This window comes from Rhodanobacter sp. Root480, assembly GCF_001426645.1.
In the GTDB taxonomy this organism is placed as follows: Bacteria; Pseudomonadota; Gammaproteobacteria; order Xanthomonadales; family Rhodanobacteraceae; genus Rhodanobacter; species Rhodanobacter ginsenosidimutans.
In genome coordinates, this window is sequence record NZ_LMEX01000002.1 from 59,999 (window position 1) to 76,426 (window position 16,428).

At 65.6% G+C, this 16,428-nt stretch carries 17 protein-coding genes; 7 read left to right on the plus strand and 10 right to left on the minus strand.

Features of this window, described 5'->3' with window-relative positions; translation table 11 throughout:
* Positions 1 to 43: 43 nt before the first annotated feature.
* A complete protein-coding gene (gene glyA / locus ASD22_RS07420) occupies positions 44 to 1,297 on the minus strand; it encodes a serine hydroxymethyltransferase (protein ID WP_056081242.1) in 1,254 nt (417 codons plus the stop codon).
* Between the two features lie 188 nt (positions 1,298 to 1,485).
* Between glyA and ettA the strand changes: the two genes are divergently transcribed.
* A complete protein-coding gene (ettA, locus tag ASD22_RS07425; RefSeq protein ID WP_056081245.1) occupies positions 1,486 to 3,150 on the plus strand; it encodes an energy-dependent translational throttle protein EttA in 1,665 nt (554 codons plus the stop codon).
* Between the two features lie 159 nt (positions 3,151 to 3,309).
* On the opposite strand, the gene ASD22_RS07430 is transcribed toward ettA, so the two are convergent.
* Positions 3,310 to 4,848, minus strand: coding sequence for a hypothetical protein (locus ASD22_RS07430; RefSeq protein WP_056081248.1), 1,539 nt, complete (start codon positions 4,846 to 4,848; stop codon positions 3,310 to 3,312).
* Positions 4,849 to 4,958: 110 nt separating this feature from the next.
* On the opposite strand from ASD22_RS07430, the gene pyrF reads away from it, so the two are divergent.
* Together pyrF and ASD22_RS07440 are read left to right on the plus strand one after the other, a co-directional pair.
* The gene (gene pyrF, locus ASD22_RS07435; RefSeq protein ID WP_056081250.1) at positions 4,959 to 5,771 is read left to right on the plus strand and encodes an orotidine-5'-phosphate decarboxylase; all 813 of its coding nucleotides are present in this window, start codon (positions 4,959 to 4,961) and stop codon (positions 5,769 to 5,771) included.
* Between the two features lie 158 nt (positions 5,772 to 5,929).
* Positions 5,930 to 6,667 carry a hypothetical protein gene (locus ASD22_RS07440; protein ID WP_156458972.1) on the plus strand — a complete coding sequence of 246 codons (738 nt, stop codon included), beginning with the start codon at positions 5,930 to 5,932 and terminating at the stop codon, positions 6,665 to 6,667.
* 58 nt (positions 6,668 to 6,725) lie between these two features.
* Here the strand turns inward: ASD22_RS07440 and ASD22_RS07445 are convergent, their stop codons facing one another.
* Together ASD22_RS07445 and ASD22_RS07450 are read right to left on the minus strand one after the other, a co-directional pair.
* Entirely contained in the window at positions 6,726 to 7,307 is a 582-nt protein-coding gene (locus tag ASD22_RS07445) for a GNAT family N-acetyltransferase (protein WP_082520179.1), read from the minus strand.
* 39 nt (positions 7,308 to 7,346) lie between these two features.
* A complete protein-coding gene (locus ASD22_RS07450) occupies positions 7,347 to 7,754 on the minus strand; it encodes a rhodanese-like domain-containing protein (protein ID WP_056081261.1) in 408 nt (135 codons plus the stop codon).
* Positions 7,755 to 7,841: 87 nt separating this feature from the next.
* Between ASD22_RS07450 and ftrA the strand changes: the two genes are divergently transcribed.
* Positions 7,842 to 8,849, plus strand: coding sequence for a transcriptional regulator FtrA (gene ftrA / locus ASD22_RS07455; RefSeq protein WP_056083940.1), 1,008 nt, complete (start codon positions 7,842 to 7,844; stop codon positions 8,847 to 8,849).
* 54 nt (positions 8,850 to 8,903) lie between these two features.
* Here ftrA and ASD22_RS07460 read toward each other — a convergent pair whose 3' ends face one another.
* Entirely contained in the window at positions 8,904 to 9,134 is a 231-nt protein-coding gene (locus tag ASD22_RS07460) for a hypothetical protein (protein WP_056083943.1), read from the minus strand.
* 202 nt (positions 9,135 to 9,336) lie between these two features.
* On the opposite strand from ASD22_RS07460, the gene ASD22_RS07465 reads away from it, so the two are divergent.
* On the plus strand, positions 9,337 to 10,077 hold the full coding sequence (locus tag ASD22_RS07465; protein WP_056081262.1) for a hypothetical protein: 741 nt from the start codon (positions 9,337 to 9,339) through the stop codon (positions 10,075 to 10,077).
* A gap of 72 nt (positions 10,078 to 10,149) precedes the next feature.
* Here ASD22_RS07465 and ASD22_RS07470 read toward each other — a convergent pair whose 3' ends face one another.
* The 5 genes from ASD22_RS07470 to ASD22_RS07490 form a co-directional block, all read right to left on the minus strand.
* Positions 10,150 to 10,755 carry an NAD(P)H-dependent oxidoreductase gene (locus ASD22_RS07470; RefSeq protein ID WP_056081263.1) on the minus strand — a complete coding sequence of 202 codons (606 nt, stop codon included), beginning with the start codon at positions 10,753 to 10,755 and terminating at the stop codon, positions 10,150 to 10,152.
* A gap of 112 nt (positions 10,756 to 10,867) precedes the next feature.
* Positions 10,868 to 11,149: a DUF427 domain-containing protein gene (locus ASD22_RS07475; RefSeq protein ID WP_056081265.1), complete on the minus strand. Its 282-nt coding sequence runs from the start codon at positions 11,147 to 11,149 to the stop codon at positions 10,868 to 10,870.
* Positions 11,150 to 11,204: 55 nt separating this feature from the next.
* A complete protein-coding gene (locus ASD22_RS07480; protein ID WP_156458973.1) occupies positions 11,205 to 12,395 on the minus strand; it encodes an erythromycin esterase family protein in 1,191 nt (396 codons plus the stop codon).
* Positions 12,396 to 12,443: 48 nt separating this feature from the next.
* Complete coding sequence (gene def, locus ASD22_RS07485) at positions 12,444 to 12,980, minus strand: peptide deformylase (RefSeq protein WP_056081280.1); 537 nt, start codon at positions 12,978 to 12,980, stop codon at positions 12,444 to 12,446.
* A gap of 148 nt (positions 12,981 to 13,128) precedes the next feature.
* The gene (locus ASD22_RS07490; protein WP_056081283.1) at positions 13,129 to 13,926 is read right to left on the minus strand and encodes a DUF4197 domain-containing protein; all 798 of its coding nucleotides are present in this window, start codon (positions 13,924 to 13,926) and stop codon (positions 13,129 to 13,131) included.
* Between the two features lie 176 nt (positions 13,927 to 14,102).
* On the opposite strand from ASD22_RS07490, the gene ASD22_RS07495 reads away from it, so the two are divergent.
* Complete coding sequence (locus tag ASD22_RS07495) at positions 14,103 to 16,175, plus strand: carbon starvation CstA family protein (protein WP_056083945.1); 2,073 nt, start codon at positions 14,103 to 14,105, stop codon at positions 16,173 to 16,175.
* On the plus strand, positions 16,175 to 16,369 hold the full coding sequence (locus ASD22_RS07500) for a YbdD/YjiX family protein (protein ID WP_056083948.1): 195 nt from the start codon (positions 16,175 to 16,177) through the stop codon (positions 16,367 to 16,369). The genes ASD22_RS07495 and ASD22_RS07500 overlap by 1 nt, the downstream gene beginning before the upstream one ends.
* Positions 16,370 to 16,428: the final 59 nt, after the last annotated feature.

The following is a 16,428-nucleotide window of genomic DNA, read 5'->3' on the forward strand; positions in this document are numbered from 1 at the left end:
GCTTTCACCGATTCCCCATTCCCCATTCCCGATTCCCGGCATTTCAGCCATACACCGGGAACTTGCGGCACTGCTCGGTAACCTTGCCGCGCACCGCCGCGATCACCGCCTCGTCTTCGGGCGCGTCCAGCACGTCGCAGATCCAGTTCGCCAGCTCGGTCACGTCCGCTTCCTTGTAGCCGCGGGTAGTGACAGCCGGGGTGCCGACGCGCAGGCCGGAGGTGACGAAGGGCTTGCGTGGGTCGTTCGGCACGGCGTTCTTGTTGACGGTGATGTGGGCCTTGCCCAGCGCTTCCTCGGCCGCCTTGCCGGTGACGTCCTTGCCGATCATGTCGACCAGCATCAGGTGGTTTTCGGTGCCGCCGGAGACGATCTTGTAGCCGCGCTCGATGAAGGTTTTCGCCATCGCCTTGGCGTTCTTCACCACCTGCGCCTGGTAGCTCTTGAACTCGGGCTCCAGCGCTTCCTTGAACGCCACCGCCTTGGCCGCGATCACGTGCATCAGCGGGCCGCCCTGGATGCCGGGGAACACGATCGACTGCAGCTTCTTCTCGATTTCCTCACCCGCGCCCTTGGCCACGATGAGGCCGCCGCGCGGGCCGCGCAGGGTCTTGTGGGTGGTCGAGGTGACCACGTGCGCGTGCGGCAGCGGGCTGGGGTAGACGCCTGCGGCGATCAGGCCGGCGACGTGGGCCATGTCGACGAAGAACAGCGCGCCCACCGAATCGGCGATCTTGCGCATGCGCGCCCAGTCGACCACTTGCGAATACGCGCTGAAGCCGCCCACCAGCATCTTCGGCTGGTGCTCGGTGGCCAGGCGCTGCACTTCGTCGTAATCGATCAGGCCGTTCTCGTCGACGCCGTACTGGATCGCGTTGAACAGCTTGCCGGAGACGTTGACCTTGGCACCGTGGGTCAGGTGACCGCCGTGGGCCAGGCTCATGCCCAGGATGGTGTCGCCCGGCTGCAGCAGCGCCAGGTAAACCGCCTGGTTGGCCTGCGAGCCGGAATGCGGCTGCACGTTGGCGTAGTCGGCGTCGAACAGCTGCTTCAGGCGCTCGATGGCCAGCTTCTCGGCCACGTCCACATACTCGCAGCCGCCGTAGTAGCGCTTGCCCGGATAGCCTTCGGCGTACTTGTTGGTGAGCTTGGAGCCCTGCGCTTCCAGCACGCGCGGGCTGGCGTAGTTCTCCGAGGCGATCAGCTCGACGTGATCTTCCTGGCGCTGGCCTTCATCGGCGATGGCCTTGGCCAGTTCGTCGTCATAACCGGCAATCGTGCAGTCCTTGGGGAACATTCTGGCCTCGGCGGGGTGGTGGCGGGATTTAGCCGGAAATTGTAGCGCTGCCGGGCTTTTGCGGCCACCGGCAGCTGGCTACACGCGGGTTCATCGGTGCGATGGCACAAGCCGCTATAATGCGCGGTTTGATGAATTCCCTTTCCGCGCCGCCCGTCGGTGGCGCGGTGCACGCTTTCGGAGGTTGCATGAGCTCGCAGTACATCTACACCATGAACGGGGTCAGCAAGATCGTCCCGCCGAAGCGGCAGATCATCAAGGACATTTCGCTCAGCTTCTTCCCCGGCGCCAAGATCGGCCTGCTCGGCGTCAACGGCGCGGGCAAGTCCACCGTGCTGCGGATCATGGCCGGCGTGGATACCGACTTCCAGGGCGAGGCGCGCGCCCAGCCGGGCACCAAGATCGGCTACCTGGCGCAGGAGCCGAACCTGGACCCCGAGAAGACCGTGCGCGAAGTGGTCGAGGAAGGCGTGTCGGAAATCCTCGACGCGCAGAAGCGGCTGGAAGAGGTCTACGCCGCCTACGCCGAGGACGGCGCGGATTTCGACAAGCTGGCCAAGGAACAGGAACAGCTGGAAAACCTGCTGGCCGCCAACGACGCGCATGCGCTGGAGCGCCAGCTGGAAGTGGCCGCCGACGCGCTGCGCCTGCCGGCGTGGGATGCCGTCGTCGGCCCGCTTTCCGGTGGCGAAAAGCGCCGCGTGGCGCTATGCCGCCTGCTGCTGTCCAAGCCGGACATGCTGCTGCTCGACGAACCCACCAACCACTTGGACGCCGAGTCGGTCGACTGGCTGGAAAAATTCCTGCACGACTACCCCGGCACCGTGGTGGCGGTCACCCATGACCGCTACTTCCTCGACAACGCCGCCGAGTGGATTCTGGAACTCGACCGCGGCCGCGGCATTCCGTGGAAGGGCAACTACACCGAGTGGCTGGAGCAGAAGGATGCCCGTCTGAAGCAGGAAGCGAACCAGGAGAAGTCGCGCCAGAAGGCGATCGCGAAGGAGCTGGAGTGGGTGCGCTCGGCCGCCAAGGGCCGCCAGTCCAAGGGCAAGGCCCGCCTGGCCCGCTTCGAGGAACTGAACTCGGTCGACTACCAGCGCCGCAACGAGACGAATGAAATCTTCATCCCGCCGGGCGAGCGCCTGGGCCAGGAAGTGATCGAGTTCAAGAACGTCACCAAGTCGTTCGGCGACCGCATGCTGATCGAGGACTTGTCGTTCAAGGTGCCGCCGGGCGCCATCATCGGCGTGATCGGCCCCAACGGCGCCGGCAAGTCGACCATGATGAAGATGATCATGGGCAAGGAACAGCCGGACTCGGGCGAGGTGAAGCTGGGCCACACCACCAAGCTGGCCTACGTCGACCAGTCGCGCGATGCGCTCGACCCGAAGAACAACGTGTGGCAGGAAGTGTCCGGCGGTTCGGACATCCTCACCATCGGCAATTTCGAGATCCAGTCGCGCGCCTACATCGGCCGCTTCAACTTCAAGGGCACCGACCAGCAGAAGATCGTCGGCAGCCTGTCCGGCGGCGAACGCGGCCGCCTGCACATGGCCAAGACCCTGCTGCAGGGCGGCAACGTGCTGCTGCTCGATGAGCCGTCCAACGACCTGGACGTGGAAACCCTGCGCGCGCTGGAAGACGCGCTGCTGGAATTCCCCGGCAGCGCGATCGTGATCTCGCATGACCGCTGGTTCCTCGACCGCATCGCCACCCACATCATCGCGTTCGAAGGCGACTCGCACGTCGAGTTCTTCCCCGGCAACTACAACGAGTACGAGGCCGACAAGAAGCGTCGCCTGGGCGACGATTCGGGTCCGAAGCGCGTGAAGTACAAAAAGCTGGCCTGAGCTCTGCTCCTCCCCCTGCGCGCAGGGGGAGGTTGGGAGGGGGTTGTCCGGGCTGGCGGGGAGATCAAAAGCACCCCACCCCAACCCTCCCCTGCATGCAGGGGAGGGAGCAAAGGCCACAAGCGAGAAAACACTCCGCCGCAGCGGGGTGTTTTCGTTTCAGGCCTCGACGGTCAGGAGGGCGGCACTGCCACGCGGCAGCGACAACGCGCCCCGCCCCGCATCGATCCGCAGCGTTTCATCGGAAACCGGCGACCACTCGCCCGCATGCCCCACGGCGGCGCCAGCCAGCGTGGTGTGGTGCACGTCGTCGATGCCCGGCGCCTGCAGACGCCACACCTTGGCCGCACTTCCCGCGTGGCCGAAATCCACCTGCAGATCCACATCACGCTGCAGATCCTTGTTGAACACCGCCAGCAGGCGCTGTCCGCCACGGTCGGCCGCGTAGGCGGTGAGGTTGGCGCCGTTCGCACGGAGCGCGGCATCGACGAAACCCGCCCCCGCGAACTGCCGCGCCAGCAACAACCCGTAATACAGCGGGCGGGCGTAATAACCCTCCTCCGCATCGCCGGCGATGGGCGTGTAGCGGCCGCTGATCGCATCCAGCCGCTGCTCGTAGGTGGCACCCTTCGGCGCCGTCGCCACGTTCTTGTTGAGCGATGCCTCCAGCACCGACAGCGTGCCGGAGTGGATGTTGATGCCGTCCACGCCGGCCTGTGCGCAAGCCAGCGCGAAATCGCCGCCCCACAACGCCGAAGCGAACGTATTGCTGACACCCAGCTTGCCGCCGCCCCAGTAGGAGTTCGCTTCGGTCAGCAGGAACGGCAGCTTCTTCGCCGCCGCCACCTTCGCAACCTGTTCCGCCTGCTGGATGAAGTCGGGGTCGCCACCCAGCATTTGCGCCACCGTGGTGGTCGGTTGCGGCGCGCCGCCGCGGTAGTAGTGATGCGTGAGTGCCACGATGTCGTTGGTGTCGTGGGCAAACTTCCGCACCCAGTCGATTTCATTGCTGGTGTCGGGGCCGGCGATCGGCACGGGCGCGCGCTGGCGAATCGCCTCGGCGGTTTTCCGCCACAACGCCAGGTACTCGTCGTAGCTGAAGGCGCTGCCATCCGCGTGCTTGTACAGGCTCGGCTCGTTGCCGATCTGGATCGCCTGCAACCGGTCGCCCACCGCGCGCTGCACCGCCTCGGCCAACTCGGCCGCCATCGCCGGCGAGCCGCGACGCAGGTTGACGCCGAACACCAGCCACCAGCCGGTGGCATCGAGGAAGCCCGCCAGGTTCGTCAGCTGCTCGGGCGTAACCATGTACGGCCGCTTGAACACCGCGTGCGGCAATTGCTCGAACGGCGGCAGCGCGCCGGTGTAACCGCTCCACGCCGAGTAATCGCTGGAATTGCCGCCGATGCGCAACACGCCCTGCGGATTCAACCGGCGTAGCATGCCGATCAGCGCCTTGTTCGATGCCGAGAAGTAGCTGGTGTCGTGCATCTGCAGCGTTTCGAAACTCAGGCCGACAAGGCCCGATGGCACGGTGCGACCAGTCGCCGACTTGCCCAGTTTCAACATGGCGCGCGTTGGCGTTCCGCCGGAACCACCGCCGGCTCGCGCGGCAAACGGGTTGATCAGCGCCATGGTGGCGGCAGTGGCACCGACCTGAAGGAAGCGACGGCGGCTGGCGGAAATCTCGTGCGTCATGGGCAAGGCCTCGCAGTTTCGAGATGAACAGATCACTCCGGTCGACGATAAACGAAAAATCCCGCCAGCCGCTAAAATGGCCAACCGATCCCGCCGACCCGAGAGTGACCATGCGCTTTTCCGACGCCCTGCAGCAACGCTGGCGCCAGCACGACACCCTGGTCTGCGTGGGGCTCGATCCGGACCCGGCGAAATTCCCCGCGCACATCAAGGGCGCGCCCGATGCGGTGTTCGCCTTCTGCCACGCCATCGTCGACGCCACCGCCGACCTGGCCTGCGCATTCAAACCGCAGATCGCCCACTTCGCCGCCCTGCGCGCCGAAGACGCACTCGAGCGCCTGATCGCCTACATCCACCAGCGGCATCCCGGCGTGCCGGTGATCCTGGACGCCAAGCGCGGCGACATCGGCAGCACGGCGCAGCACTACGTCACCGAGGCGTTCGATCGCTACGGCGCCGACGCGGTGACACTGAACCCGTACATGGGCCGCGATTCGATCCAGCCGTTCCTGGACCGCGCCGACAAGGGCGTGATCCTGCTGTGCCGCACCTCCAACCCCGGCGGCGCGGATTTCCAGGCACTGGACTGCGGCGGCATGCCGCTGTACCTGCGCGTGGCCGAGACCATCGCCCGCGACTGGAACACCCACGGCAACTGCGCCCTGGTCACCGGCGCCACCTGGCCCGAGGAAATCCGCCAGGTTCGCGAACTGGTGGGCGACATGCCGCTGCTGGTACCGGGCATCGGCGCGCAAGGTGGCGACATCGAGGCGGTGATGCAGGCCGGCCGTACCACCGACGGCACCGGCCTGATGATCAACTCCTCCCGCGGCATCATCTACGCCGGCAACGACAAGGACTTCGCCCTCGCCGCACGCAACGCCGCCATCGAACTGCGCGACACGATCAATCGCTGCCGCTGACGCGCCTGCTCCGTCAGAAGAAAAGGGCTGACGGCAATCAGGGCCTTTTCTTACAGCGTCACTGCGCCGGATGGTTATCCTTTGCGTTTGGCAACGCGCGCTTGTCGGCTCCGTCGCAAGCGGTCTATGGACAGCATCCACCCATGCAGGGAACAGCGATGATCATCCGTTCTGCACTCCTGATGCTTCTGGTCGGCGTCACCCTCCGGCCAGCTGCTGCGGAGGCCCCGCACATCACCACTCAACGGGAGAACGCGACCAGCGTCTTGGTCATCTCACCTATCTTCAGTCAATTGGTGGCTTTCAAGATGCCGCTTGACTTCAAGGTGGTCAACGAAGAAACCAGCGCCCACGGCTACATCCGGGAATCCGTACCCATGGGGGAGAACGTCGAACACTGGAGCCGAATGATTACCGTCACCGGATACAAGGATGTCGCCGCCAACCCCGGACCGCCGCCCGCGGTATTGCTCAATACGATTGCGGAAGGTTTCAGGAAGGCCTGCCCCGACAGCGTAAGCGTCGGCGATCTGGGAAGCCCGTCCGTCGACGGCTACCCCGCCGCGGCCGCTTTCATTGCCTGCGGCACCACCATTTCCGGTGGCAAGCCTCATAGCGAAGCGGCACTCGTGATGGCCATCAAGGGTGCGCGGGACTACTACACGATCCAGTGGGCCGAACGCGGAGCGGCGCAGGCGACTCCCGTCGCCTTCGACGGAAAGCACTGGGTGGGCCAGTTCAAGCAGTTGATGCCGATTTTCCTGTGCCAGAGGATCCCCGGGGAGCAAGCCCCCTACCCAAGCTGCATATCGCGCTTGTCCAGTGATAACCAGGCTCCTGCGACGCATGGAAGCCAGGCGGTGCCGCCGTTGAATGCCGCGTCGCCAGCTTCATAAAGCTCCTCGCCTGCATGCGACTTGCAGCCAGCGTTGACGGCCAGCGGATCACCCACGCTCAACCTTCCAATCGCAGGAAAAAGCGACACTTGGGTTTCCCGATGGCGCCGACGCCACGATAGAAACGTGCGGCATGGGTGTTCCAGTCCGGCGTCTGCCACTGGATCTCTGCGCAACCGCTGCGGCGGGCGGCCGCGATGACGGTAGCCAGCAAAGACGCACCGATGCCCGTACCACGTCGGCCTTCGCGCACGAACAGGCAGTCCATGTGCAGGAATTCCCGCGCCCGCCACGTCGAGAACTCGACCGTGGCGGTCGCGTAACCAAGCAGGTCCCCGTCGGCCTCGGCGACCCATGCCTGCAGCCGTGGCGAGGGCGCAAACAACGCGTGCGCCAACCCGTCGAGCATGTCCGCCGCGGTGCCGAGTGTTGCCCGCTCGTACAGCGCATGTTCGCCACAAAGCGCGACCAGCGCCATGAGATCCTGCCGCTCTACGCGCCGCACCACGCAAACTGCTGCAAGCGCTTTCACAATACCTCCATCGCCAACGCCTGCTCGCGCGCCGGTCGGGCATCGCACTGACGTCCCGCCCGGTGGCTTCGTGCCCTGTAAGACGCCACCGATCCGGTCGATTGCCATGCGCGCGGTGCCTGCATCACCCCTAATTCGTCATGCTGCTCAGTCATGCCCGGTACCCTCGGCCAGCTCGAAACCCTCATCGATCCAGCCCGTGATACCACCGGCCATCAGCTTCACCGGCCGTCCCAGCCGGGCCAGCCGCACGGCGGCACGCGCCGCGCCATTGCAATGCGGGCCGGCGCAATACACCACGAACAAGGTCTCCGCGGGGTACTTCGCCAGCCGCGATTCGATGATCTTGGCGTGCGGGATGTTGATCGCGCCGGGGACGTGCCCGCGCTGGTAGTGCGCCGGGCCGCGGGCATCGATGAGGACGAAGCCCGGCTCGGCCTGCTGCAGGGCGTCGTGCGTATCCCAGCAATCGGTTTCGAAGGCGAACGCCGCTTCGAAATGCTGCAGCGCCTGCGCGGACGGCGCGGCGGGAATCTGGGTGACGGCGTTCGACATGGGTGCTCCCGGGTGCGGATGGAGACTCATTGTTCGGCCGCGGCGGGGCGCGCACAATTGGCGAAAACGACACGCTTCGATCAGATCATGCCAATCTCCCGTCGCCGCCGAACCCCACCCAACCCACTGGTCGCCGCGCTGGTCTACGACGGCTTGTGCGGCTTCGAGTTCGCCTGCGCGGCCGAGGTTTTCGGCCTGCCGCGACCCGAATTGCAGCCCGGCTGGTACCGCTTCGAAACCTGTGCCGCCGAGCGCGGCCCGCTGCGTGGTCAATACGGCATGCGGGTGACGGCGGACGCGGGACTGGCGCGACTCGCCGACGCCGGCACCATCATCATCCCCGGCTGGAAAGGCCTCGACGTGCCGGTACCGACACGCGTGCTGGACGCCCTGCGCGAGGCGCATGCACGCGGCGCACGGTTGCTGACGATCTGCTCGGGCGCCTTCGTGCTGGCCGCCACCGGCCTGCTCGATGGCCGCCGCGCCACCACCCACTGGCGCTACGCCGACGCGCTGCAACGCAGGTACCCGAACATCAAGGTCGATCCCGCGGTGCTGTACGTGGACGAAGGCCAGTTGCTCACCTCCGCCGGCAGCGCGGCGGGCCTGGACCTGTGCCTGCATCTGGTGCGCCGCGACCACGGCGCCGACATCGCCAACCAAGTGGCGCGACGGCTGGTGATTCCGCCGCACCGCGACGGCGGCCAGGCGCAGTTCGTCGAGCGGCCGGTGGCGAAACGCGAATCCAGCGCGCTGTCAAAGGTGATCGACCACATGCAGCGGCGGCTGGCCAGCCACCAGCCGATCGCCGAGCTGGCTGCGATGGCGGCGATGAGCGAACGCAGCTTCATGCGCCACTTCAAGCAGGCCACCGGCACCAGCCCGGCGGACTGGTTGATCGCGGCGCGGGTGGACCGCGCGCGGGAATTGCTGGAGGGTTCGTCGCTGTCCATCGACGCCATCGCCGGCGAGTGCGGCTTCGGCAGCGCGATCACCCTGCGCCATCATTTCCGCCGCAAGCTGGGCGTCAGCCCCGGCGCCTACAAGGCGCGCTTCGCTGCCGTGGAAACACGGCGGGAACCGACCACCGCGTGACGGCCGATGCGCCGACGCCGCAGCGTCGCTGCACTCAATCCGCCGCAACGCAAATCAGGCAGCCGTCTTGGCCGCCTGCAGGGTTTTCGCCTTCAGGTCCAGCGCATCGGCTGCGTCCAGCAGCGCTCGCGCAAAGCTGCGCACCTCACCGGGACGCAGGGCATACCAGTTGCCCTTCTTGCTCACGTCGCCCACGGTGCGGCCGACGCGGGATACGCAGTGCGGTCGAAAAATCACCATCCCGGTCAGCAGTTCCGAGCTGATATCCGCGGACACAATCTGCATGTGCGTTTCATCTTCTTTCTTCACCAAATCTCTCCCCGGCGGAAAGCCACCGCTCTCCAGCTTACGCCACCGGTGATTTGGCGGTTGCCACCGCAACGGTGTGCGGCGCCGAACGCGAGAATCCTATACTCGCCGAGGGCCTACTGCTGGATGCGGTATCCAGCGGCATGTCCCTCCCTCCATCACACAAGGATTCCCCAAGATGAATGGACTTGCCGATGTGCGTATCGAAGACTGGAACCGCCTGCAACATGAAGTAGCCCGTTTGCGCGTGCTGGTGATCCTCGCCCTGCTGGCGGTGGTTGCGCTGGCCGCCGTGTCCCTGCTGCGCAAACCCGAGGCGCCGGCCAAGCCCGACGCGATCATCCGCACGCAAGGCCTGGTGATCACCGATGCCCAGGGCCACGACCGCATCCTGATCGGCGCGCCGGTGCCCGCCAGCAAGGACCGCACCCGCAAGGACGACGCTTCGGACGGCATCATCTTCCTCGGCAAGACCGGCGCCGATCGTCTCGCGATCGGGCAAATGCCCGCACCGGTGATTGGTGGCCAAACCCTGAAGCGCATCGGCGACGGCGACAACTACGGCCTGGCCTTGTTCGACAAGAAAGGCAACGAGCGTGGCGGCATGGCCTTCCTGGGCATGGGCCGTGTCGTGATCGGCCTGGACCGTGCGGCGCCGCTCAGCGACGCGATCGGCCTGATGGTCGATGACCGGGATGGCTTCGCGGGCATGATCATGAATTATGCCGACGGCAAGGTGCAGGCGCCGGCACTCGAACTGGGCACCACCGCGAACGAGGTGCACATGCAGTTCTACGGCAAGGACAACCTGCCCCACGCGCAACTCAATTTCGACGGCAAGGGCAAACCCGCCTGGCAGTTCGACGACGCGGCATCAGCGGCGAAGGCGGCGAAGGCCGCGTCGACCACCGCAAACTGACACGCTGCTCGCATCGTCCATGCGTAACCCGCTGCATGGACGATGCGTATCCACGCTTGCGCTGACAGATTCCTACTTCGTCGGCGGATACGGGCTGCCCTGCAACAGCCTCGCCAGATGCGCCGCATTGCAGGCCTGGGTCTTGATCGCACCGGCCAGCGCCTTGGGCGTTTCCTTCAGGTCGATGTAGTTGGTCTTGTGCATCGCTTCGCCGACCCAGTAGCTGGAACTGCCGCCGGGGATACTGAAACCGACATCGGCCAGCGCCTGGTAGAGCTCCGCGGTGACGTGATGCGCACCGTCCTCGTTGCCGACCACGCAGACCATGGCGACCTTGCCGAAGGTGGGATAGACGCCGTGCTCGTCGATCTCGCCGAATACCGCGTCGAGACGTTCGCACACCCGTTTGGCCACGCTGCATGGCTGGCCCATCCAGATGGGCGTGGCCAGCACGAAGATGTTGGCGTCGTCGATGCGTTTGCGCAGCGCGGGCCACGCGTCGCCCGGCCCCTGGTCGGTCTTCACGCCGGGCTTGATGTCGTGGTTGACGGCGCGCTCGCTGGCGGTGGTCACGTCGTAGCCCTGCAGTGCTTCCAGCACCTGATCGAGCAGCTTCTGGGTGGACGACGGTTCGTTGCCGGTCTTGAGGGTGCAGTTGAGGCCGAAGGCGGAAAGCATGGCGGCTCCTTGAATCAAGGGGCTTTCCACCCTGTACCTGCGGATGTCGAGATGCGGTCGGCGTAACGTGTTGCTGCCGTGTGGGGACAGCGTCCGGGCAACGCCCGCCGTATCAATCGACGACGCGCACCCCTTTCCAGAATGCCACCCGACCGGCGATCTGCGCCGCGGCTTCCTTCGGCTGCGGGTAGTACCACGCGGCCTGGGCATTCACTGCATCACCGACCACCACGTCGCAATAGCTGGCCGTGCCCTTCCACGGACACACGCTGTGATGATCGCTTTCGCGGAAATATTCCTCTCGCAACGAGGCGGCGGGAAAGTAGTGATTGCCTTCGACCACGACGGTGTCGTCGCTGTCGACCAGCACGGTGTCGTTCCAGATGGCTTTCATCTTTCATCTCCGGGAGGTAGTTGCGTTATCCGGCCACATGAACGGGACAACGAGCTCAGTTAACCGGCATGGCCTTTGCGGCCGTCTCTTTCCGCAGGACGATCACGCCGTCCAGCACTCGCGACCAGTCCAGTGCGTGGAACTTTCCGTAGTCCAGGGCGCGGGCAGGTATCTTGCCCATCGACGCGAGCTCTGTGTGATCGACGAAGCGCAATGCGACCAGCCCCGCTGTGGCAAAGGCTCGTGACTCCATGGTGCCCGGTGCCGCCGCGGCAAGGGATCGCGGCGTTCCATGCCCACCCACCTGACCGTAACTGCCGCCGAGTGCACTGAAGCCGATCGCGGCGGCGCGATCGCCCAGCGATTCGGTCAGATAACTTCCCAGCGGGCGGACACTCGGTTTGACGTCATCAAGTGTTTTCGCCGCATGCACGCTGGCGCACCACACCACGATGCGCATGTTCGCCGGCCAATGCGCGCGGATCCAGACGAAGTTCTGATACATCGCCCGATCGCGCAGGCCAAGGGGGTCTACCCCCGCAAAATCCAGGTAGCGGGTATACGAGTCCGCCATCGCGATCAGCGCAGGGGATGGCTTGGCATCTTTCGCCCCGAGCTTCGTCCGGATATCCCCCAGGCAACCGCGCAACTGCTTCAGCGCGCTGGCATCGAAGGAATGGGTATCGTCGTATTCCCAGCGGTTGTGGCGCCCGATGATGATGCTGCACGCCTTGCGTCGGTCGCCGGCCAGCACGGACGACAAATCCGTCGGTAACTGTTGTTGCGAATAGTGGGCGGTGATACCCCCGACTTGAGGGTCCATGCCTGCCACCCGTACACGCCCTGCTTGCGCCTCGGTGAACAGCCAGCGCTCGAGCGGCGCGAACGCAGCGTAGCGCGACCACAGTGCACCGATGGCATCCGCGAGTTGCTCCCGAGTTGCCGTACCCCTAGCAATGGATTGGTCGAAATCCAGCATGTCGTAGAACTGGCTTTCGAAAACCACACCGCTGAAACCGCATTCCCCGACCAATCGCCTGACCAGCAACGTCTTCACCGCGATGGTTGTGGCGCCCGCATGGTGCCCATCCTCGCCAAGCAGCACGACCTGCTTCGAGCAGACCGCCTGGATCACAGGGTCAAGTCCGGCTGTTGCTGCACCGGCATGCTCGGGACGGACCGTGGGCTGCGCCCATGCCGATGTCGCTACCGTGCACACCAGCAGCCGCACCATCAAGGTGGCCACCTGTCGTCCGGCCCTGTTCGTCAACGACAACGCCCCTCTCCCGTCCGCTCAATCGTCTCCCAGGTCCTGCCCCGGAAACAGCACGTCGGTGTAGCCGAACTTGCTGAAGTCGGTGATGCGCGAGGGGTACAGGCGACCGATCAGGTGGTCGCATTCGTGCTGCACCACGCGGGCGTGGAAGCCTTCGGCGGTGCGGTCGATGCGGGTGCCTTGCGGGTCGACGCCCTGGTAGCGGATGAGTGAGTAACGGCTCACCGCGCCGCGCAGGCCCGGTACGGACAGGCAGCCTTCCCAGCCTTCTTCCATGTCCTGCGACAGTGGGGTGATCAGCGGGTTGAGCAGGATCGTGCGCGGCACTGCCGGTGCGTCGGGGTAGCGCTCGTTGTGGTCGAAACCGAAGATCACCAGTTGCAGGTCGACGCCGATCTGCGGCGCGGCCAGCCCCACGCCGCCGGCGTCGTGCATGGTTTCGAACATGTCGGCGATCAGCACATCCAGCTCCGCGCTGCCCAGCATCGCCGTGGGCACGGCCGGGGCGACGCGCAGCAACCGTGGGTCGCCCATCTTCAGGATTTCGCGAATCATGCAGAACCTCGACGTGGAATCGCCATCTCTTGACGATCTAGGGGCGGTGCGGCGCAATGCAAGCGATGTGGTTCACGAGCCACGAGAAGCACGAGCCCCGGCGAGCCACAAAGCCTGAGCGTTGTGTTTGTTGAACCCGCAAGCGGGTTCAACGGCCGCCGAACACCTTTTTCAGCAACTCGGTGCTGCGCGCAGCGGGGTTCTCGCGGATCGATTGTTCCTGCGCGCCGATCTCGGTGAACAGGCCATCCAGTGTTTTCGCTGTCACGTAGTCGTCCAGGTCCAGCGGGCTGCCGCCCTTGTTCGACTTTCCGCCGCCCAGCGCCCCGAGCACGCTGCCGAGCTGGCCACCACCGCTGCCAGAGGTGAACGCCTTGTATTTCCGGGTGACGCCGGCGCTGTCGGTGGCCTGGGCCACGATGGGATGGATGCGCGCGGTCAGTGCATCGCCGACCACGCGACGGAAGAAATCGGTGGCCGCGTGGTCACCGCCGGTGAGGATGCCGCGCGCGTCGTCCAGCGTCATCTTGCGGATGGCGTCGCCGAAGATCCCGGCAACCTGTGGCACCGCCTTCTCGGCGGCGCGGTTCATGCTCAGCTCGAACGCATCCACCTTGGCGCCCTGGCCCAGTTGCCGGGCCAGGTTGCCGGCCTGCTCGAGCTTGCCCGGCAGCGGGATGCGCACCCTAGCGTTGTTCCAGAAGCCGCCGTCGCGGCCGAGACTGTTGATGGCGTTGGTGGTGCCCTTGGCCAGCGCTTCCTTGAGGCCGGCGGCGATGTCGCTGGTCGGCAGGTTGCTGCCCGCCTGCGACGTATTCGAGGTGTGCGTCGACTGCTTGACCTTGTTCAACAAGTCCTTGAATTGATTGGACCCGACGGCGCCCACCGGCAACGCCAGAGCCACCAGGGCAAGACCGCACAAACCGTGACGTATGGCGATGCGCATGGCGTATTTCCTCGATGGCGGCAGGCCGGGCAGTGTAGCGCCGGCCCTGTGACGCGGTGTGCACGGATCTCGCAATTCGACCAATGGCTAATCCGGCTGGCCTTATTTGGCATTGACCATCGCCGCCGCCGGGCGGAATCTTGCGGTATTGCCGAGGAGGAGTTGCCATGCAGACGATGCAAGCCACCGTTCCCCCGCCGAGCGCCGCCAGCAAGATTGTCTGGGTCGCGATCGCCATCATCGGTGCTTTCTGCCTGGGCGTGGTGGCATTGAGACGGGGCGAACCGATCAATGCGATCTGGCTGGTAGCTGCCGCAACGGCGATCTTCGCCATCGGCTACCGCTTCTACGGCAAGTTCGTCGAACACTCCGTGTTGAGGTTGGACCCCACCCGCGCGCCGCCCTCCGTGCTGCGCAACGACGGCCTCGATTACGTGCCCACCGACAAATGGGTGGTGTTCGGCCACCACTTCGCCGCGATCGCCGGCGCCGGCCCGCTGGTCGGCCCGGTGCTGGCTGCCCAGATGGGTTATCTGCCCGGCACGTTGTGGATCCTGTTCGGCGTGGTGTTTGCCGGCGCGGTGCAGGACTTCATGATCCTTGGCCTGTCGCTGCGCCGCGACGCGCGTTCGCTGGGCCACATGCTGCGCGAGGAACTGGGCCCGGTGCCCGGCATCGTGGCGATGATCGGCGTGCTGGTGCTGATGATGATCGTGCTGGCGGTGCTGGCGCTGGTGGTGGTCAAGGCACTGACACACAGCCCGTGGGGCACGTTCACCGTGGCCGCCACCATTCCGATCGCGTTCCTGATGGGCGGCTACATGCGCTGGTTCCGGCCGGGCCGCATTCTCGAAGTGTCGATCATCGGCCTGGTGCTGCTGCTGGTCTCGATCTGGGCCGGCAAGTACGTGGCCGACTCGGCCACGCTGGCGCCGCTGTTCGACATGGACGCCAAGGCGCTGGCCTGGTGGCTGATCGGCTACGGCTTCGTCGCCTCGGTGTTACCGGTGTGGCTGCTGCTGGCACCGCGCGATTACCTTTCCACCTTCCTGAAGATCGGCACCATCGCGTTGCTGGCGCTGGCGATCCTGATCGCCGCGCCGGATCTGCAGATGCCGGCGGTGACCCGCTTCATCGACGGTACCGGCCCGGTGTTCGCCGGCGACCTGTTCCCGTTCCTGTTCATCACCATCGCCTGCGGCGCGGTGTCTGGCTGGCATTCGATCATCGCCTCCGGCACCACACCCAAGCTGCTGGCCAACGAAAGCCAGGCGCGCATGGTCGGTTACGGCGGCATGCTGTGCGAAGCCTTCGTGGCGATCATGGCGTTGATCGCCGCCACCTACCTGCACCCGGGCGTGTACTTCGCGATGAACTCGCCCAGCGCGATCATCGGCACCACGGTGCAGGAAGCGGCCACCACGATCAGCCAGTGGGGTTTCGTGGTGACACCGGACGAGTTGATCAAGACGGCCCAGGACATCGGCGAAAACAGCATCCTCAGCCGCGCCGGCGGTGCGCCCACGCTGGCCGTGGGCATGGCCCAGCTGCTGCACAACATCCTGCCCGGCGGCGGCATGATGGCGTTCTGGTACCACTACGCGATCCTGTTCGAGGCGCTGTTCATCCTCACCACGGTGGACGCGGGCACCCGCGTGGGCCGCTTCATGATCCAGGAGATCGCCGGCCTGATCCACCAGCCGCTGCAGGAAACCGAATCGTGGGCCGGCAACCTGCTGGCCACTGCGATCTGCGTGTTCCTGTGGGGTTATTTCCTGTACCAGGGCGCGGTCGACCCGCTGGGCGGCATCAACACCTTGTGGCCGTTGTTCGGCATCGCCAACCAGATGCTGGCGGCAATCGCGCTGATGCTGGCCACCGTGGTGGTGGTGAAACTCAAGCGCGAGCGCTACGTGTGGGTGCCGGGCATCCCGGCGATCTGGCTGATCATCTGCACGCTCACCGCCGGTTACCAGAAACTAGTCGGCCCGATCAGCTTCACCGCCGCCGCCAACAAGTACAACGCGGCCCTGCAGCAGGGCCAGCTGCTGGCGCCGGCCAAGACCCCGGTCGCCATGCAGCAGATCGTCACCAACAACTACGTGGACATGGCGCTCACCGGCCTGTTCATGCTGCTGATCGTGGTGATGGTGGTGTTCTGCCTGCGCGCGCTGATCCGGGGCTGGCAGGCCAACCATCCGACCGCGCATGAAGAGCCGTACGTGGCGCTGGGCAGCGTGGCGTCATGATGGCCAGCACGTTGAACGCGGTACGCAAGTGGGCGGTGCAGACCGCCCGCCTGTGCTGCGGCATACCCGACTACGACGTCTACGTGAAGCATCTGCGCGAGCATCACCCCGAGCGCAAGGTGCCCAACTATGGCGAGTTTTTCCGCGAGCGGCAGGAAGCGCGCTACAAGGGCGGCGGCGGGCGCTGTTGCTGAGGGGTTACTCAATGTAGGAGCGGCTTCAGCCGCGACCGCTTCTGTCTCGACGCAGAGCG